The sequence below is a fragment of the Pseudonocardia zijingensis genome, from assembly GCF_042657305.1.
Taxonomy (GTDB): domain Bacteria; phylum Actinomycetota; class Actinomycetes; order Mycobacteriales; family Pseudonocardiaceae; genus Pseudonocardia; species Pseudonocardia zijingensis.
Window position 1 is genome coordinate 349640 of record NZ_JBHSKO010000006.1, and the last position, 17444, is coordinate 367083.

Below are 17444 nucleotides of genomic sequence, written 5' to 3' on the forward strand. Positions count from 1 at the left end.
ACTCCTCGAGTTCTCGTCCTACGCGATCGCGTGTTCGGACGGGAGCCCGGCGATCAGCAGTTCGGTGGTGCGGCGGATGTGGGTTTCGGTGCGTTCCGCTGCCTGGTCGGCGTTGCGGCCGATCGCGGCTTCCATGATCTCGCGGTGCTCGCGGGCGAGGTTGCGGTGCGTGCGGTTGTGCTCGGGGCGTGACCAGCAGCGGTAGACCTCGGAGATCGAGCGCAGCCGGACTGCGGTGTCGAGGAGGAAGGCGTTGTGGCAGCCGCCGAGGACGGCGGCGTGGAACGCCTCGTGGGCGGTGAGCCAGTCGTCGGTGATGTCGGCGCCGGAGGTGAGGTCGCCGATGCGGGCGAGGGCGTGGTGTGCGGCGACCACGGTGGACTCCCACGCGATGTCGCCCTCGGCGACGGCGCGCCGGGTGATCAGCGTTTCGATGGCGACCCTGGCGTCGGTGAGCTGGGTGAGGCGTTCGATGGAGACGTCGATGACGCGGAAGCCCTGCTGGGGCACCGATTCGGCGAGGCCCTGCTCGACGAGCCGGGGGAGGACCTCGCGCAGGACGCCGCTGCTCACCTCGTAGCGCTCGCCGAGGTCGGCGAACCCGAGTCGCGAGCCCGGCGTCAACCGGCCGTTGAGGATGTCGGCGCGGATCCGGGCGAGGACCACGTCGGAGCGGGTGGGGCTCGTGGATCGGGCGCGTGCCATGCCGGCATGGTAGGTGATCAGCGGAATCTTCGAAAGATGTCGCGCGCAGATCTGTGGCGTGAGAATTTCGAGAATGGGTTGACATTGCGATCTGACGAGGGTTCCACTGGGCGGAGCGAAGCCCATGATCGCGAGGAGGCGGCGTGCAGGACGGGACCCCGACGCAGGTCGGTGACACGGCCCGGTTCGACCGGGCGGCGTTCGACACGTCGCGGATGGGGGCGTTCGCGCGAGCCGCGTCCACCCGGACCGGTCGCGACCTCTCGGACCTCGACCGGTTGTGGCGGTGGTCGGTGGACGAGCCGGCGCAGTACTGGGCCGAGGTGCTGTCGTGGTTCGGCGTGCCGTTCGCCCAGCCACCCACCGCGATCGTCTCGGGACGGATGCCGCACGCCCACTGGTTCGCGGGTGCCCGCCTCAACTACGCCGACCTGGTGCTGCGCCACCGGCGCCTCCCCGGGCCCGCGGTGATCGCGGTGGACGAGGACGGCACCCGGACCGAGGTGGCGTGGGCGACGCTCGCCGAGCAGGTGGAGGCCTTCGCGGCGACGCTGCGGCGGCTGGGCGTGCGGCCGGGCGATCGGGTCGGCGGATACCTGACGGCCGGGGTGGAGGCGATCGTCGCCTTCCTCGGGGCGGCGAGCGTGGGCGCGATCTGGGCCGCGTGCGGGCCCGACTACGGCGCCGCCGCGGCCGGTGACCGGCTCGCTCAGCTGCATCCGCGGGTGCTGGTCGCGACCACCGGGTACCGGTGGAACGGCAAGGAGTTCGACCGGCGCGACGTCGTCGAGGAGCTCGCCGGATCGCTCACGACGCCCGAGGGTGCGCCGGTCGCCGTGATCGAGGTGCCGCGGCTCGGACTGCGCATGCCCGGCGCCGTCCGCACGTGGGCCGAGGCGATCGAACCCGGTGGGCCGCACTCCGGACGGTGGCCGGTCCCGGTGGACGCCGAGCACCCGCTCTGGGTGCTCTTCTCGTCGGGCACGACCGGGATCCCGAAGGGAATCCTGCACGGCCACGCGGGTGTGGCGGCCGTCCACATGACCATGCTCGGCCTCCATCTCGGGCTCGGGCGCGGCGATCGGCTGTTCTGGTACACCACCACGAACTGGATGATGTGGAACCTCGCGGTCTCGGCGCTGACCGTCGGCGCGACGGTCGTGACGTACGAGGGCAGCCCGACCTCCCCGTCGGCGGACCGGCTCTGGGAGGTCGCGGCCGGCTGTGCCGTCGACGTGTTCGGGTGCAGCCCCGGCTACCTGCAGGCCTGCGCGGCGGCGGGCCACCGCCCCGGTGTCGAGCACGACCTGAGCCGGGTGCGGCACGTCGGGGTCACCGGGTCGCCGCTCCCGCCGTCGATGAACGCGTGGGTGGCCGATGCGGTGTCGCCGGGCGTGGTGGTCGGGTCCACCAGCGGCGGCACCGACGTGGTCTCGGGGTTCCTCGGCTGGGCGCCGGGCCTGCCCGTCCGGCCCGGTGAGCTCGCCGGTCCGGTCCTGGGCGTCGCCGCCGACGTCTGGGACGGCGACGGCCGTCCGGTGGCCGACGAGGTCGGCGAGCTCGTGGTCACGCAGCCGATACCGTCGATGCCGGTCGGGTTCTGGGACGACCCCGGCGGCACGCGTTACCGGGAGGCGTACTTCAGCACCTATCCGGGGGTCTGGCGGCAGGGCGACTGGGCCACCCGGCACAGCGGTGGCGGTTTCACGCTGCACGGCCGGTCGGACTCGACGCTGAACCGCGGTGGCGTGCGCATCGGGTCGGCGGACCTGTACGCGATCGTCGAGGCGATGCCGGAGGTGGCCGAGGCGCTCGTGCTGGGCGTCGAGCAGCCCGACGGCGGCTACTGGATGCCGATGTTCGTCGTGCTCGCCGACGGGATCGAACTCGACTCCGCCGTGCGCGAGCGGATCCGGTCGGCCCTGCGCACCCACGGCTCGCCGCGGCACGTCCCCGACGACTTGTTCGCCGTGGAGGCGATCCCGCACACGAAGACCGGCAAGAAGCTCGAGGTGCCGCTCAAGCGGATCCTGCAGGGCGCGGATCCTGCCGCGGTGGCGAGCGCGGGCGCCGTGGACCGCCCCGAGCTCCTGCGCTTCTACCAGGACCTTTCGCAACCGGGCTGACGCCCCGAGAGGAGCTCACACATGACCGAGGCAGTGATCGTGGCCGCCGCTCGCTCCCCGATCGGCCGCGCCCGCAAGGGCTCGCTCGTCGGCATGCGCCCGGACGACCTGACCGTCCAGATGGTGCGGGCCGCCCTCGACCAGGTGCCTGCGCTGGATCCGACGGAGATCGACGACCTCGTGCTGGGGTGCGGCCTGCCCGGCGGGGAACAGGGCAACAACCTGGGCCGGGTCGTGTCGGTGCTGCTCGGCCTGGACACCGTGCCCGGGACCACGGTCACGCGGTACTGCTCGTCGTCGGTGCAGACCACCCGGATGGCCTTCCACGCGATCAAGGCGGGCGAGGGCGAGGTGTTCGTCTCCGCCGGTGTCGAGACCGTGTCCCGGTTCGACAAGGGCAGCTCCGACTCGCTGCCCGACACCCGCAACCCGGTGTTCGCCGACGCGGAGGCTCGCAGCCTCGCCGCTGCCGAGGCGGGCGCCGACACCTGGTCCGACCCGCGGCTGGAGGGCGCCCTCCCCGACGTCTACATCGCCATGGGGCAGACCGCGGAGAACCTCGCCCGCGCCAAGGGCGTCACCCGCGAGGAGATGGACCGCTTCGCGGTGCGTTCCCAGAACCTCGCCGAGAAGGCCATCGCCGACGGCTTCTACGCCCGCGAGATCACCCCGGTGACCCTCCCCGACGGCACCCTCGTCGACGCCGACGACGGACCCCGTCCCGGCGTCACCTACGAGGCGGTGGCCCGGCTCGACCCGGTGTTCCGGCCCGGCGGGCTGGTGACCGCGGGGAACTGCTGTCCGCTCAACGACGGCGCCGCCGCCCTCGTCGTGATGTCGGACCGCAAGGCGCGCGAGCTCGGGCTGACCCCGCTCGCCCGCGTCGTGTCCACCGGTGTCACCGCGCTGTCGCCGGAGATCATGGGGTACGGCCCGGTCGAGGCGTCCCGGCAGGCGCTGGCTCGCGCCGGCATGACCATCGACGACGTCGACCTCGTGGAGATCAACGAAGCCTTCGCCGCGCAGGTCATCCCCTCCGCGCGCGACCTGGGCGTCGATCCCTTCGGGGACAGGCTGAACGTGCACGGCGGCGCCATCGCCCTCGGGCATCCCTTCGGCATGACGGGTGCCCGCATCACCACCACCCTGCTGAACGGCCTGCGGGCCAGGGACGCGACCATCGGCCTGGAGACGATGTGCGTCGGTGGCGGCCAGGGGATGGCGGTCGTCTACGAACGCCTCAGCTGATCGGTCGACCTCGGAGCAGGGAGTTCCATGACACTCGTCCCGTCTGATCCCGGTGGTCCACAACGCCGGGATCGTCTGCGGGGTCCACGGCCCGCACAGCGCGGGCGCCTGCCTCGTGCTCGGCTCACCCGGCCTCGACGAGCCGCTCCCGCTGATGGCCCGCCAGGCGGCCACGCACGTGCTGCTCGGGCCGGGCCACTACCGCGCCGCGGAGCACCCGTGCTCCTGCTGCGCCATCCGCGGGTTGCCGCGGCCGCGGTCGTGACCATGCCGGATCCCCGGCTCGGGGAGCGGACCTGCGCCTACGTGGTGGTGGAGGGTGCGGAGCTGACGATGTCCGAGATGCAGGCGCACTTCGCCGCGCTCGGGGTCGCGAAGTTCAAGTGGCCCGAGCGCATCGAGCACCTGCCCGAGATCCCGCGCACGCTGGTCGGCAAGACGGACAAGATGCGCCTGGCCGCCGACATCGCGCAGAAGGTGAGCACCGGGTCCGTGACGTGACCGCCCCTACCATTGGCGCATGAGTGACGACGGGGGCGGGCGCAAGCGCGCCGGGGCGAGCACCGCCCGCCGGGAGCTGGTGGAGAACGAGCTCTACGAGCACGCGACGCGCCTGTTCGCCGAGCGCGGCTTCGCCGGTACCAGCCTCCAGGACATCGCGGACGCGATGGGCATCACCCGGCCCGCGCTCTACTACTACGTCAAGAGCAAGGACGAGCTGCTGGCCAGGCTCGTCACCGAGGTGACCAACGGGCCGTTCGACGAGCTCACCGCCCTGGTCGCCCGTGGCCTGGACCCCGTCGCGACGCTGCGGGGGATCGTCGACATCATCGTGCGCCGGAGGGCCACGCAGCCCGAGCGGTTCCGGTTGCTCATCCGGTCCGAGTCGGAGCTCCCCGAGCCGCTGGCCGCGGCCCACGAGGAGAGCCGCCGGGCCGTGCTCAAGACCATCGCGGGCGCGATCGACGCCGGGGTCCGTTCCGGCGTGTTCCGGCCCGTCGACGCCCGGGTGGCGGCCCTCGGTGTTCTCGGCATGTGCAACTGGGTGGCGTGGTGGTTCCAGCCGGGTGGTCGCGACACCGCGGAGAGCGTCACCGGGCAGCTCGCCGACATGGCCGTCGCGAGCCTGCAGCGTCCTGACCACCAGGTTCCCGGCGGGGACGGCCCGGCCGCCGCGATCAAGCTCCTGCGCCAGGACCTCGACCACCTGGAGCGGATCCTCGACGTCTGACGCTCGCCCTGGCGCGCAAGGCGGAGCTCGGCGTGCCGGGCGCGCAGACCGTGGTCTGCCTGATGCACCCGCGCCAGGACGTCACGCACCACCCGCTGGTGCCGCTGCTGCTGCAGGCCGGGGTCGCGGTGTGGACCCAGCACCCCCGCTCGGTGAATTCCGCGTACCGCGGGTGGCTGGGCCGGCGCTTCCCCCTCGCGCCGCCGGGTAGAGGTCGGACGACCGGTCGAGTCTTCGAAATAACGCCAAGTTTCGAGATTCTCTTGTGCTGTCGGGAATTCTACGCCAGAGTGGACAGGACTCGACGGCGAGCACGCAGGGAGCAGGGGCCGTGACCACGGAACACAGTCAGTACTTCCGGACGCCGAAGCCGCGCCCGATCAGACCCCCGAAGCTGCACCACGCCACGTTCATGACCATGGACGTGGACGCGATGGTGGCCTTCTACGAGCTCGTGGCGGGCCTGCAGCCCGTCTACTACGCGCAGCACGCCGCCTGGCTGACCAACGACGAGGCGAACCACCGCATCGCGCTGCTGCGGCTGCCCGGTCTGCACCCGCCCACCGACAAGCCCCACAGCGTGGGGCTGCACCACACGGCCTTCGAGTACGACTCGTTCGACGGCTGGATCGACAACTACGAGCGGCTGCGCGACGCCGGGCTCACCCCGGTCATCAGCCTCGACCACGGCATGACGATGTCGATGTACTACCAGGACCCCGACGGCAACGGCGTCGAGATCCAGGTGGACATGTTCGAGGACTGGGCCGTGTCCAAGGAGTGGATGTGGGCCTCGCAGGAGTTCAGCGAGGACCAGGTCGGGCCACAGTTCGACCCGGAGAAGGTGCTCGCGGCGTACCGGCAGGGGGCCACCAAGGACGAGGTCCACCGTCGCGCCCGCGCGGGCGAGTTCGTGCCCGACCAGCCGCGCACCACCGTGACCTTCGACGACCCGTGGCCTGCCCGGCTCGCCGCGGATCCGGCACTCGCCGACGGCGTGCCGCTCCCCCCGACCCAGGAGACGTGACCGCATGCGCATCGCCAACCTCGCGAACCGGGCCGTCCTCGTCGTCGACGGGGAGGGCGGTACCACCGCCGTCGACGTCGACGAGGCGAGCGCCGGTCGGTTCGGTCCGGCGCCGCGTGCGGTGTTCGAGGAGTGGGACGCCTTCACGGAGTGGGCCGCCTCCGCCGACCTCGGCGACGGCCGCCCGTTCGATCCCGCCGAGCTCGGCGCCCCGGTCCCGGACCCCCGTCAGGTCTTCGCGATCGGGCTCAACTACCGCGACCACGCCGACGAGGCGAACCTCGAGCACCCGGAGCACCTCGTCGTGTTCACCAAGTTCGCGTCGTCGCTGGCGGGGCCGAACGTCACCGTCACGCTGCCCAGCGACAAGGTCGACTACGAGATCGAGCTCGTGGTCGTCATCGGCCGGGAGGTCCACGACGCCGACCTCGACGCGTCGCGGCAGGCGATCGCGGGGTACGCCGTGGGGCAGGACTACAGCGAGCGCGCCGTGCAGCTGCGTGGCCCGGCGCCGCAGTTCAGCCTCGGCAAGTCCTACCCCAACTTTGCCCCGTTCGGCCCGGCCGTGGTCACCGAGGACGAGCTCGACGACCCCGGAAAGCTCCGCCTCACCGCGGTGCTGGAGGGGCCGGGCGCGGACGGCGCGCCGTCCGTCACCCTGCAGTCGGGCACCACCGCCGACCTCATCTTCCCGGTGGAGCAGATCATCTCCGACCTCTCCCGGATCGTCACGCTGTACCCCGGCGACGTGATCTTCACCGGCACCCCGGCGGGGGTGGGCGGTCCGCGCGGGCTGTTCCTCAAGGCCGGTGACGTCCTCACCAGCACGATCGAGGGCGTCGGCAGCATGACCAACCGGTTCGTCTCGCCATGAGCGGGGCCAACCTCGCCCAGGTCGCACTGTGCACGGCCGACCTGCCGGGTACGGCGCGGACCTTCGTCGAGGTGCTCGGCTTCACCAATGCCGGGGGAAAGCCCCGGTGGGGCGCCGACGCGGCGCGCATCCAGGAGCTCCCGACCGGTGACGACACCCGCGCGATGATGTGGTGGCTCGTCGGCGGGCCGGAGTTCGTCCAGATCGAGCTGTTCCAGCACACCGTCCCGGCCCAGCGACCGCGGCGTCCGGGCTGGCGGCCCTCCGACATGGGCTGGGTCCGTTTCGGCGTCGCCGTGGCCGACTTCGACCACGTCATGGAGCGGTTGCGCGCGGCCCGGTTGCCGACCCTGACCGCGCCTGCCGTGGTGGACGGCGCGCGCCGCGTGTGCTTCCGCGAGCCCGGCGCGGACGCGGTCGTCGAGGTCATGGAGGCCGGCTCGCCCGGCCCCGCGCTCCGGTACGCGACGGCGTCGGTCGCCGACCTCGACACCGCGCGGCGGTGCTTCGGCGAGGGGCTCGGGCTCGCGGAGACCGACCCGGACGCCGTGCACCGGCCCGAGCACGAATCGCTCTGGGGACTCGAGGGCGCGCACCGGGTCTGCGCGACGTTCCGGATCGGCGACGCGTTCCTCGAACTCGTGCAGTACACGACGCCCGCACCGCGGCCGCCCGCTGCCGACGCGTTGCTCAGCGACCAGGGCATCATGAACGCCGCGTTCGGCTACCGGGACCGCTCGGACCTGGTCCGCGCACACACCGCGGTGACGTCCATGGGCGCCACGACCTCGACGGACGTGCCGAGCGTCGCCGGCTCGGTCTACCTGCGCCTCGCCGAGGGTCTCCCCTTCGAACAGCTCCTCGTGCCGCGCGATCTCGACGCGGTGTACGGCTTCGTGCCGCAGCCGAACCCACCGGCCGCATAGGCCGGCACCACAGCTCTGCGCACCACAGCTCTGCAGCTCTGCCCGCGCGCACCGCACGGTCCGCGCGGATCCCATTTCTCATCGCCGAGGAGTGACCTCATGAGCGATCTCACGATGCCCGCAGTCGCCGGGCCGGCCGCACCGGTGCCGGAGAAGGACCGGCGCATGGAGCGGCGGGCCGCACTGGCCGCGACGGGCGGCACCGCGCTCGAGTACTTCGACTTCGCGATCTTCGGCCTGCTCGCAGCGACGGTCTTCCCGGCCGTCTTCTTCCAGGAACTGGGCGAATCGGGGGCGCTCATCGCCTCGTTCGCCACCTACGGGGTCGCGTTCGCGGCCAGGCCCATCGGCAGCGTCGTCTTCTCCGCGATCGGGGACCGGCGCGGACGGCGGAACGTCCTGATCACCACGCTGTGGATCATGGGGCTCGCCACGGTGCTCATGGGCCTGCTCCCCGGCTACGCCACCCTCGGGATCGCGGCCCCGCTCATCCTGGTGGTGCTCCGGTTCGTCCAGGGGATCGCGGCAGGCGGTGAGATCAGCGGGGCGCAGATCCTCGCGCTCGAGCACGCGCCGGCCGAGCGCCGCGGCCGGGCCGGGTCCTCGGTGGCGCTCGCGTCGCCGATCGCACAGGCGATGGCGACGCTGGTCCTCGCCGGGCTGACCGCCGGGCTGAGCAGGGAGGAGTTCGTCGCCTGGGGATGGCGGGTGCCGCTGGTGGCGAGCATCCTCCTGCTCGCGTTCGCCGCGTGGGTCCGCTCCGGGGTCGGCGAGACCCCCGAGTTCGTGGCGTCCGAGAAGAGCAGCGAACCGCGGTCCGGCCCGCTGGCGGTGCTGCGGCGCTACCCCGGCACCATCGTGCTGCTCCTGCTCGGCTACTGCGCCCCCGCAGGGATCTACCCCATCGTCACCGCGTTCGGCGTCGCCTACATGACCTCGGCGGGCGGCATCGACCCCAGCACGACGTTCGTGCTGTTCCTGTGCGCCCAGCTGCTGGCGATCGGCGCCGCCCTGATGGGTGGTCGGATCACCGACCGCATCGGAGCGCGGAACACCATGCTCGCCGGCCTGGCCGTCCTCGCGGTCGCGTTCGTCCCCCTCTTCCCGCTCGTGGACACGGGCAACGTCGTCCTCGTCGGGCTCTGCATCGTCGGGTTCGTCGCGTCGGTCGTGGTCATGCTGGCGGCGCAGGCGTCGTTCTACGCCTACGCGTTCCCGGTGCGGATGCGCTACTTCGGCTCGTCGATCAGCTACTCGGCCACCAACACCATCTTCGGCGGCACGAGCGCGTTGATGGCCGCGTGGCTGCTCGACCTGGCAGGGGGCGACGTCCGCGCGGTCACCGCGTACGGCGCGCTGCTGATCGTGGTGTCCGCGATCGCCCTGCTGGCCCGGCCCGCCCACCCGTCCGACAGCGAAGGGAGCGCGCAGCGATGAGCGGCACGTTCGACAAGTCGGTCATCATCGTCACGGGCGCGGTCGGCGGGATCGGCAGCGCGACGGCCCGGCTGCTCGTGGAGGCCGGTGCCCGGGTGGTGCTCACCGACGTCGTCCGCGACGGCGGAGCGGAGCTCGCCGACGAGCTCTCCGCACACGGGGACGTGTCGTTCACCCCGGCCGACCTCACCGACGAGGACGCCGTGCGCGCCGTCGTGGCGCACGCCCTCGACCGGTTCGGCCGGCTCGACGGCGCCTTCAACAACGCCGGCATCTCCCAGGCCGGCACGCCGCTCGTCGACCTCGCGTCGGCGGACTTCGAGAAGGTGCTGCGCATCAACACCGTCAGCGTCTTCCACTGCCTCAAACACCAGATGGCCGCGATGACGGAAGGCGGATCGATCGTGAACACGTCGTCGGGCCTGGGCGTGATGGGCGCACTCAACCAGGCCGGCTACATCGCCTCGAAGCACGCGGTGTGCGGGTTGACCCGCGCGGCCGCCGTGGAGGGGGCCGAGCGCGGCATCCGCGTCAACGCGCTCCTGCCGGGCACCGTCCGCACCCAGATGCAGGTCGCCGCGCACGGCTCCGCGGCTTCCCCGGCGGTGCTGGAGCGGACCCGGCAGCTGCACCTGCTCGGCCGCATGGGGGAGCCGGAGGAGATCGGGTACCTCGCCCGCTGGTTGCTCTCCGACGAGGCGTCGTTCGTGACCGGATCGCTCCTGCCCGTCGAGGGCGGCCTGCTCGCGGGGCGGCGGCTGTGAGGGACGTCGACGCGCTGCCGGCCGGGTTCCGGCGCGAGACGCACACCGTCGACGGCGCGCGCATCGCCACGCTGGTCGGCGGCCAGGGCGTGCCACTGGTGCTCCTGCACGGCTGGCCGCAGACCTCACGGACGTGGCACGGCGTTGCGCCGGCGCTCGCCGCGGCCGGCTACACGGTCATCGCGCCCGACCTGCCCGGCCTGGGTCACTCGGACCCGTTGCCCGGCGGCTACGCGAAGGACACGGTGGCCGAGGCGCTGCGCAGCGTGGTCCACGACGTGGCCGGCGCGGCGCCGCTGCGGGTGATCGGCCACGACATCGGCGGCATGGTCGCCCTGTCCTGGGCCCGCCGCTGTCCCGACGAGGTGGTCCGGCTCGCCGTCGTCGACACGGCCCTGCCGGGCCTGGGCCTCGAAGAGGTCATGAACGTGGCGCGGGGCGGGCGCTGGCACCACGGCTTCTTCATGACCCCGGACGTGCCGGCGATGCTCGTCGCGGGCACCGAGGACGAGTTCTTCGCCTGGTGGTTCGGCCGCCTCACCGGCAACCGGGACGCCCTGCCGCCGGAGGAGGTCGCGGCCACCACGGCCACGTACCGGGGTCGCGCCGCGCTCGACCGCAGCTTCGGCCACTACCGGGCGCTGCTCGACGACGGCCGCGTCAACACGGCATGGCTCGACGGCGGCGGCCGGTTCCCGATGCCGGTCGCCGCGGTGGGCGGCGGGCTCTCCCTCGGCGACCAGGTGGCGCAGGACCTGAAGCCCGCGGCGCCAGACCTCCGGCAGATCGTGATCGAGGGCGCGGGCCACTTCGTGGCCGAGGAGCAGCCCGAGCGGTTCGTCGAGGAGATCCTTCCGTTCCTGTCCGACCGAGAGGAATCACCCGCAGCATGACGAAGCTCATCCAGGTCGCACTCTGCACGTCCGACATGCCGCGAACCATCCGCACGTTCGTCGAGGTGCTCGGCTTCTCGAGTGCCGGCGGCCGGCCGCGGGGGCAGCACGCCGCGCGGCTGCAGGAACTGCCGACCGGCGACGACACCTACGTCATGCTGTGGTGGCTCGTCGGCCGCCAGGAGTTCGGCGGCCAGATCGAACTGTTCCACCACACGAGCCCGGCTCAGCGCCCCCGCCGTGCCGACTGGAAACCGTCGGACCTGGGCTGGTCGCGGTTCGGCATCGTGGTGCCCGACTTCGACGCCACGCTGGAGCGGCTCGGCGCGGCCGGGTACGCGACGATGACCGAGCCGATCGAGGTCGACGGCCACCGCCGGGTGTGCTTCCGCGAACCCGGCGCCGACGCCATCGTCGAGATCATGGAGGAGGACCCGGCGTTGCCCGCGGCGTTGGCGGGGTCGGCGGCGCCGCAGTCGGCCGTGGCGTACGTGACGGTCTCGGTGTCCGACCTCGACAGCGCGCGCCGCTACTTCGGGAAGGTGTTCGGCTTCCCCGAGCTCGAGCCGGAGACGCTCCACCTGCCCGAGCACGAGAGCCTCTGGGGGCTCGCCGGTGCCAGGCGGACCTGCGCGGTCTTCCAGGCAGGCGACCTGCTGCTCGAGGCGGTGCAGTACGAGACACCCACCCCGAAGCCGCCTGCGGACGCGTTGCTCAGCGACCAGGGGATCATGAACGTCGCGATGGGCTACCGCGAGCGGTCGGCGCTCGTCGACACCGTTGCCGTCGCGGAAGCAGCCGGCGCGTCGACGATCGGCGACGTGCCGGACACCACGGGATCGGTGTACCTGCGCATCGCCGACGGGATCTCCATCGAGCTGTTCCTCGTGCCCGTCGGCCTCGACTCGTCGTACGGGCTGGTGGCCGAGGAGCTCGCCCCGGCGGGAAGTGCCTTCGCCGTGCGCCGAGGGGAGGGGTGAACGCCATGTCGACCCCTCGAGTGGTCGCGGTGACCGGCGCCGGGGCCGGGATCGGCCTCGCCACCGCACGGGCGTTCACCGCGGCCGGGACGACCGTGGCCGGCCTGGACCTCCGCGAGGGACCGCCGACGCCGGGCGTGACGTGGATCGGCTGCGACGTCACCGACGAGGCCTCGGTGGGGGAGGCGTTCGCGCAGATCGCGGCGACCCACTCCCGGCTCGACACCCTCGTCAACAACGCGGGGATCGGGGCGAAAGGAACCGTCGAGACCGCCACCGAGGACGAGTGGCTCGGCGTGTTCGGCGTGAACGTGTTCGGGGTCGCCCGGGTGAGCAGGCACGCGCTGCCGCTGCTGCGGCACGGCCATGCGCCCGCGATCGTGAACGTGGCCTCCACCACCGCCGTGGCCGGCACGCCGCAGCGGGCGGTCTACAGCGCGTCGAAGGGCGCGATCGCCGCGTTGACCCGGGCCATGGCCACCGACCACATCGCCGACGGGATCCGGGTCAACGCCGTGTACCCGGGAGCCGTCCACACCGACGTCACCGGGCGCTACGACGCCGATCGGGAGACGGCCGTGCGGATGCTCACCGAGCGCACGCCGCTGGGGCACCTCATCGACGTCGAGGAGATCGCCAACGCGATCGTGTACCTGGCCGATCCCCGCAACACGTCCCTCACCGGGGCCGGCTTCCGCTACGACGGTGGGATCACCGAGCTGGTCAACTTCGGCACCGCGTAGGGCGCGCCGTCACGACAGCATGTGATCCAGGCAGAGGTTCAGCGCGGCCTCCAGGTGTGCCACGGAGCCGGTGGAGAGCTGCACGCTGACGCCGCCCTGGATCGCGGCGATCACGGCTGCGGCCGTGCGGTCGGCGTCGAGGGCCGGGTCGGCCTCCCCGGCCGCCTGGGTCGCCGCGATCCCGGTGCGGACGCACTCCTGCCACTGCCGGATCAGCTGCGCCGTGACGGCCTGGGCGGTCGGGCTGTGCCGGCCCATGTCGGTGATCAGCACCCCGAGCGGGCAGTGCAGGCCCTGACTGCGCGAGGTCTCGACGACGGCATCGCGCCACCTCTCCCAGGCCGCTCGGGAGGTGAGCTCGCTCAGGTAGGGCTCCTGATCGTGGAACACGCGCTCGGCCTCGAGCTCGGCGACCGCGTGCAGGAGCTGTTCGCGGCCGTCGGGGAAGTAGTGGAAGAGCTGGCTCTTGCCGGTGCCGCTGCGCCGGCACACGTCGTCGAGCGTGGTGGCGTTGAGGCCGCGTTCCCGGATCTCGCTCGCGGCGCCTTCGACGATGCGCCGGCGGGTCGCGGCGCCCTTCGCGGTGGTCGTGGGCACGGTGACGATTGTACTTGCTGGTCCAATTTCCGACACATACGTTGGCGGCATGAGGGCAATCGTGATCGACGAAGCGGGTGGGCCCGACGTTCTCCAGCTGCGCGAGCTGCCATCGCCGCGGCCGGGGCCCGGGGAGATCCTCGTCGACGTCCGCGTCGCAGGCGTGAACTTCTTCGACACCTGGATCCGCCGGGAGCGCGTGGCGGAGGTGCCGGGCGCGGAGGGAGTCGGCGTCGTCGCGGAGATCGGCGACGGGGTGCACGAGTTCGCGCCGGGTGATCGCGTCGGCTGGCTGACGCCCACCACGCACTCCAGCTACGCCGAGCAGGTCGTGCTCCCGGCGGGCCTGGCCGTCGCGCTGCCCGACGCCGTCGACGACGAGACGGCCGGCGCGCTGCTGCTGCAGGGGCTGACCGCGCACCACTTCACCACCGTCTCGCACCCCGTGCAGCCCGGTGACGTCACGCTCGTGCACGCCGCGGCCGGCGGGGTCGGGCTGATGCTCACGCAGCTGGTCAAGGCGCGCGGCGGCACGGTGATCGGCCTGGTGTCGCGGCCGGAGAAGGTCGAGGTGGCCACCGAGGCCGGCGCCGATCACGTCCTGATCTCCACCGGCGACGCGTTCGTCGGGCCGGTTCGCGAACTGACCGGGGGCGCGGGCGTGCACGCCGTGTTCGACGGCGCGGGCGCGACCACCTTCGCCGCGTCGCTGGACGTGCTGCGCACCCATGGCACGCTGGTCTTCTACGGTCCCCTGATCGGCGAGGTGCCCCGCATCGCGATGAACGAGATCCCGCGCAGCACCCGCATCACCTACGGCGTGACCGAGGATCACATCCGCACCCCGGAGGAGCTCAGAGCGCACGCGGGGGAGCTGTTCGCGCTCGTCGAGAAGGGCGAGTTGACCGTGCGGATCGGCGGCCGCTACCCGCTGGCCGAGGCGGCCCGGGCGCACGCCGACATCGAGTCGCGCGCCACCACCGGCAAGCTGCTGCTGTTCCCATGAGCGCGCAGGTGGGCTACTACGAGTACCACCTCGTCCGCCAGCTCGAGCACCGGCAGCGGGGGAACCAGCAGATCTTCGACCGGACGGTGCGGCGAACCTAGGACCGGGGTCGGGTCCAAAGGTGGATGTGTGGCTTTCGTTTCCGAATACGCCCAGATGATCGCCTGCCGGAGTGGCGTCATTCGCCGGCGAGCGGTGTGCCGCGGGGGATGCGGGCGTGCGATCACGGCTGTGGTCGCACCAGGATCCCGTTCGGAATGGTCGTTCAGCATCGATCGGACAGGACGCGCGGATGGCAGATCTGACGGTCGTCGAACGGTCGCCCGATCCGGAGAGCCCGGGGCCACGCACCGAACGGGAGCCCTCGATCGCGGATCGGATCCGCAACCTCGGGGCGAACCGGACCGGTGCACTCCTGCTGCTGTTCGGCACCGTCGTCGCGGTCGCGTGGGCCAACCTCTCCTTCGAGTCGTACCACGACCTCTGGGAGACGCACTTCACCGTGGGTGTCGGGGACCTGCAGCTCGACTTCACCCTGCACGCCCTCGTCAACGACGCCCTGATGGCGGTGTTCTTCTTCACCGTGGGCCTGGAGGTCCGGCGCGAGTTCGCGATCGGTGAGCTCACCACGTGGTCGCGGGCCGTCGTCCCCGTCGTCGTCGCCGTCGCGGGGCTGGTCGTGCCGTCCGTCCTCTACGTGCTCGTCAGCCGGGGGTCGGGTTACGAGTACGCCTGGGGCATCGTCATCTCGACCGACACCGCGTTCCTGGTCGGCGCCCTTGCCCTGATCGGGCCGAGGGCGCAGGCCGGCCTCAGGATCTTCCTGCTCGCGCTCGCCGTCGTGGACGACATCGGGGCGCTGAGCATCATCGCTCTCGTCTACACCGAGAGTTTCGACCCGCTCCCGCTCGTGGTGGCGGCGATCGGCCTCGTGGGCGTGTACTTCACCCGGTACGCCCCCAGCGGCCGCGGCCCGGTCTACGCCACGTTGGCGATCATCGTGTGGTTCGCGTTCCTCGCGTCCGGCGTGCACCCCACCCTCGCCGGCGTCGCGATCGCGTTGCTGGTGCCCGTGTACCGCCCCAGCCGGCGCGACGTCGAGCACGCCCTGGGACTGGCGCGGATGTTCCGCCAGTCGCCGAACTCCGAGTACGCACGCGCGGCCGCGAACGGGCTCCGCGAATCGATCTCGATCAACGAGCGGCTGCAGTCCGCCTACGCCCCGTACGTCGCCTACGTCATCCTCCCCGTCTTCGCGCTCGCCAACGCCGGCGTGCAGCTCAACGGCGAGATCCTCGCCGCGGCCCTGCGCTCGCCGGTGGCCTGGGGCATCGTCGCCGGCCTGGTCGTCGGAAAGATCGTCGCGATCTTCGGCTCGGCCACGATCCTGCGCGTGCTGCGCGTCGGCGAGTTCGGGCCCGGGCTGACCGCAGATCGGCTCGCCGGCGGGGGAGCGTTGTGCGGTATCGGCTTCACGATCTCGCTGTTCATCGTCGACCTCGCGATCGACGACCCGGGTGTGCAGAACGAGGCACGCGTCGGCGTGCTCGCGGCGTCCGTCCTGGCGTGCGCGCTCGCCACCGTCATCTTCCGGATCTCGGACGCGACGCACCCGGTGCGGGAGGTCGGGCGCACGCTGGTGCGCCCGGTCGACCCGCGCCGCGACCACGTCTTCGGCCCGGCGGACGCGCCCCTGACCCTCGTGGAGTACGCCGATTTCCAGTGCGCGTTCTGCTCGAAGACCTCCGGCGCCATCGAGGAGGTGCAGCGTGAACTCGGCGACCGCGTGCGCTACGTCTGGCGGCACGCTCCGCTCGTCCGCTACCACCCGAACGCCGTCGCCGCCGCCGAGGCCTCGGAGGCCGCGGCCCTGCAAGGCCAGTTCTTCGCCTACGAGCGGAGCCTCTTCGCGGATCAGGAACACCAGCTCCCCTCGGACCTCGTCCGGCGCGCGTCGGAGCTCGGGCTCGACGTCGAGCGCTTCGAGGCGGACCTGGCCTCACCGGGCGTCGCCGCCCGGGTCCGCGACGACATGGTGGACGCCGAGACGATGAACATCACCACTGCACCCACGTTCTTCGTCAACGGGCAGCGGCACACCGGCCCGCACGACGCCCAGTCCCTGATCCGCGCGCTCGAGCAGACCGCGCCCGCCGGGACCCGGTGATCACGCGGTCGCCCGGCGAGGGGGCGCCGGGTTCCGCGGAACCCGGCCGGGGGCGACCCAGGAAGGCCTTCGCAGCGGGATGACCCGGCTCGCCAACCGCAAGATCAGCACGCGGTTCCGCGGAACGCGGCCTGGGTGGGGTGGCGCGATTCTCGACCGCGATTCGCGTCGGCCTGTCGGAGATGCACCACCTTCGGCCTCACCGCCAGCTGCGGGGCGTGACCACCGGGTCCTCGGGTGGGCGGGCATGCGCTTCGCGCGCTGCGGTGGCGTGCCGGGCCGGGTGGGAGATCAACCGATCCGGTGAGCGCCTTGCGAGATGCTCATCGCGCCCTCCCGGGCTCGTGGACGAGTACGTCTCGTCGGTTGCGGGGCGACTGTCCGGTGGTCCGGATGCCAGGAGCGGGTAGTCCACACGCTCGACGTCGACACCACTGCTATTCGATCTTGGGAGGCGGACCGTCAGGTCGATCTCGTGCGTGTGGATGACTGTGTGGAGCGCCATGTTGGGGCTTGATCGGCGGATTGGCGCGTTTCCCGACGCCAGGTGACCCTGCTGGCTAATTCGGCGGCGAGTGTTGTGCTGGTGGGGCTTGGCGTGTCGGTGTCGGTGTGGCGGGTTTTGGCTTCATGATCATCTGACGGCCGGCCCCTATCCCTGTCCCGGCCGTGGGATGGTGTGTGTGATGTCGGTGCAGCCGACGCCGTGGCCGGAGCCGG

The 17444-nt window shown here is 72.1% G+C and carries 17 protein-coding genes; 15 read left to right on the forward strand and 2 right to left on the reverse strand.

The window, feature by feature from the left end:
- Positions 1 to 18: 18 nt before the first annotated feature.
- Complete coding sequence (locus ACFPL3_RS15835; RefSeq protein ID WP_343941584.1) at positions 19 to 705, reverse strand: GntR family transcriptional regulator; 687 nt, start codon at positions 703 to 705, stop codon at positions 19 to 21.
- A gap of 143 nt (positions 706 to 848) precedes the next feature.
- On the opposite strand from ACFPL3_RS15835, the gene ACFPL3_RS15840 reads away from it, so the two are divergent.
- The 13 genes from ACFPL3_RS15840 to ACFPL3_RS15900 all read left to right on the forward strand — a co-directional run bounded on the left by ACFPL3_RS15840 (position 849) and on the right by ACFPL3_RS15900 (position 12954).
- Positions 849 to 2831: an acetoacetate--CoA ligase gene (locus tag ACFPL3_RS15840; RefSeq protein ID WP_343941583.1), complete on the forward strand. Its 1983-nt coding sequence runs from the start codon at positions 849 to 851 to the stop codon at positions 2829 to 2831.
- 21 nt (positions 2832 to 2852) lie between these two features.
- Positions 2853 to 4079, forward strand: coding sequence for an acetyl-CoA C-acetyltransferase (locus ACFPL3_RS15845; RefSeq protein ID WP_343941582.1), 1227 nt, complete (start codon positions 2853 to 2855; stop codon positions 4077 to 4079).
- A gap of 52 nt (positions 4080 to 4131) precedes the next feature.
- Positions 4132 to 4344 carry a hypothetical protein gene (locus ACFPL3_RS15850; protein WP_343941581.1) on the forward strand — a complete coding sequence of 71 codons (213 nt, stop codon included), beginning with the start codon at positions 4132 to 4134 and terminating at the stop codon, positions 4342 to 4344.
- A 2-nt stretch (positions 4345 to 4346) separates the two neighbouring features.
- Positions 4347 to 4580, forward strand: a complete 234-nt coding sequence (locus ACFPL3_RS15855; RefSeq protein WP_343941580.1) for an AMP-binding enzyme — start codon at positions 4347 to 4349, stop codon at positions 4578 to 4580.
- A gap of 19 nt (positions 4581 to 4599) precedes the next feature.
- Positions 4600 to 5310, forward strand: a complete 711-nt coding sequence (locus ACFPL3_RS15860) for a TetR/AcrR family transcriptional regulator (protein WP_343941579.1) — start codon at positions 4600 to 4602, stop codon at positions 5308 to 5310.
- A 331-nt stretch (positions 5311 to 5641) separates the two neighbouring features.
- The gene (locus tag ACFPL3_RS15865) at positions 5642 to 6337 is read left to right on the forward strand and encodes a VOC family protein (RefSeq protein WP_343941578.1); all 696 of its coding nucleotides are present in this window, start codon (positions 5642 to 5644) and stop codon (positions 6335 to 6337) included.
- Positions 6338 to 6341: 4 nt separating this feature from the next.
- Positions 6342 to 7211: a fumarylacetoacetate hydrolase family protein gene (locus tag ACFPL3_RS15870; protein ID WP_343941577.1), complete on the forward strand. Its 870-nt coding sequence runs from the start codon at positions 6342 to 6344 to the stop codon at positions 7209 to 7211.
- Positions 7208 to 8137: a VOC family protein gene (locus tag ACFPL3_RS15875; RefSeq protein WP_343941576.1), complete on the forward strand. Its 930-nt coding sequence runs from the start codon at positions 7208 to 7210 to the stop codon at positions 8135 to 8137. The genes ACFPL3_RS15870 and ACFPL3_RS15875 overlap by 4 nt, the downstream gene beginning before the upstream one ends.
- A 99-nt stretch (positions 8138 to 8236) precedes the next feature.
- Complete coding sequence (locus ACFPL3_RS15880) at positions 8237 to 9574, forward strand: MFS transporter (protein ID WP_343941575.1); 1338 nt, start codon at positions 8237 to 8239, stop codon at positions 9572 to 9574.
- Positions 9571 to 10338 carry an SDR family NAD(P)-dependent oxidoreductase gene (locus ACFPL3_RS15885; RefSeq protein ID WP_343941574.1) on the forward strand — a complete coding sequence of 256 codons (768 nt, stop codon included), beginning with the start codon at positions 9571 to 9573 and terminating at the stop codon, positions 10336 to 10338. The genes ACFPL3_RS15880 and ACFPL3_RS15885 overlap by 4 nt, the downstream gene beginning before the upstream one ends.
- On the forward strand, positions 10335 to 11231 hold the full coding sequence (locus ACFPL3_RS15890; RefSeq protein ID WP_343941573.1) for an alpha/beta fold hydrolase: 897 nt from the start codon (positions 10335 to 10337) through the stop codon (positions 11229 to 11231). The genes ACFPL3_RS15885 and ACFPL3_RS15890 overlap by 4 nt, the downstream gene beginning before the upstream one ends.
- Positions 11228 to 12211, forward strand: a complete 984-nt coding sequence (locus ACFPL3_RS15895; RefSeq protein WP_343941572.1) for a VOC family protein — start codon at positions 11228 to 11230, stop codon at positions 12209 to 12211. Before ACFPL3_RS15890 ends, ACFPL3_RS15895 begins: the two co-directional genes overlap by 4 nt.
- Positions 12212 to 12216: 5 nt before the next feature.
- Entirely contained in the window at positions 12217 to 12954 is a 738-nt protein-coding gene (locus tag ACFPL3_RS15900) for an SDR family NAD(P)-dependent oxidoreductase (protein WP_343941571.1), read from the forward strand.
- A 9-nt stretch (positions 12955 to 12963) separates the two neighbouring features.
- On the opposite strand, the gene ACFPL3_RS15905 is transcribed toward ACFPL3_RS15900, so the two are convergent.
- On the reverse strand, positions 12964 to 13551 hold the full coding sequence (locus ACFPL3_RS15905) for a TetR/AcrR family transcriptional regulator (RefSeq protein WP_343941570.1): 588 nt from the start codon (positions 13549 to 13551) through the stop codon (positions 12964 to 12966).
- A 49-nt stretch (positions 13552 to 13600) separates the two neighbouring features.
- On the opposite strand from ACFPL3_RS15905, the gene ACFPL3_RS15910 reads away from it, so the two are divergent.
- On the forward strand, positions 13601 to 14557 hold the full coding sequence (locus tag ACFPL3_RS15910; protein ID WP_343941569.1) for a quinone oxidoreductase family protein: 957 nt from the start codon (positions 13601 to 13603) through the stop codon (positions 14555 to 14557).
- A 292-nt stretch (positions 14558 to 14849) separates the two neighbouring features.
- Positions 14850 to 16724, forward strand: coding sequence for a Na+/H+ antiporter NhaA (gene nhaA / locus ACFPL3_RS15915; protein WP_343941568.1), 1875 nt, complete (start codon positions 14850 to 14852; stop codon positions 16722 to 16724).
- The last annotated feature ends 720 nt before the right edge of the window (positions 16725 to 17444 follow it).

What these genes read in the sequence shown, in the direction of transcription:
- ACFPL3_RS15835 (WP_343941584.1), bottom strand. Translation starts at nt 705, where the DNA reads ATGGCACGCGCCCGATCCACGAGCCCCACCCGCTCCGACGTGGTCCTC.
- ACFPL3_RS15845 (WP_343941582.1), top strand. Translation starts at nt 2,853, where the DNA reads ATGACCGAGGCAGTGATCGTGGCCGCCGCTCGCTCCCCGATCGGCCGC.
- ACFPL3_RS15855 (WP_343941580.1), top strand. Translation starts at nt 4,347, where the DNA reads ATGCCGGATCCCCGGCTCGGGGAGCGGACCTGCGCCTACGTGGTGGTG.
- ACFPL3_RS15860 (WP_343941579.1), top strand. Translation starts at nt 4,600, where the DNA reads ATGAGTGACGACGGGGGCGGGCGCAAGCGCGCCGGGGCGAGCACCGCC.
- ACFPL3_RS15870 (WP_343941577.1), top strand. Translation starts at nt 6,342, where the DNA reads ATGCGCATCGCCAACCTCGCGAACCGGGCCGTCCTCGTCGTCGACGGG.
- ACFPL3_RS15875 (WP_343941576.1), top strand. Translation starts at nt 7,208, where the DNA reads ATGAGCGGGGCCAACCTCGCCCAGGTCGCACTGTGCACGGCCGACCTG.
- ACFPL3_RS15880 (WP_343941575.1), top strand. Translation starts at nt 8,237, where the DNA reads ATGAGCGATCTCACGATGCCCGCAGTCGCCGGGCCGGCCGCACCGGTG.
- ACFPL3_RS15885 (WP_343941574.1), top strand. Translation starts at nt 9,571, where the DNA reads ATGAGCGGCACGTTCGACAAGTCGGTCATCATCGTCACGGGCGCGGTC.
- ACFPL3_RS15895 (WP_343941572.1), top strand. Translation starts at nt 11,228, where the DNA reads ATGACGAAGCTCATCCAGGTCGCACTCTGCACGTCCGACATGCCGCGA.
- ACFPL3_RS15900 (WP_343941571.1), top strand. Translation starts at nt 12,217, where the DNA reads ATGTCGACCCCTCGAGTGGTCGCGGTGACCGGCGCCGGGGCCGGGATC.
- ACFPL3_RS15910 (WP_343941569.1), top strand. Translation starts at nt 13,601, where the DNA reads ATGAGGGCAATCGTGATCGACGAAGCGGGTGGGCCCGACGTTCTCCAG.
- nhaA (WP_343941568.1), top strand. Translation starts at nt 14,850, where the DNA reads ATGGCAGATCTGACGGTCGTCGAACGGTCGCCCGATCCGGAGAGCCCG.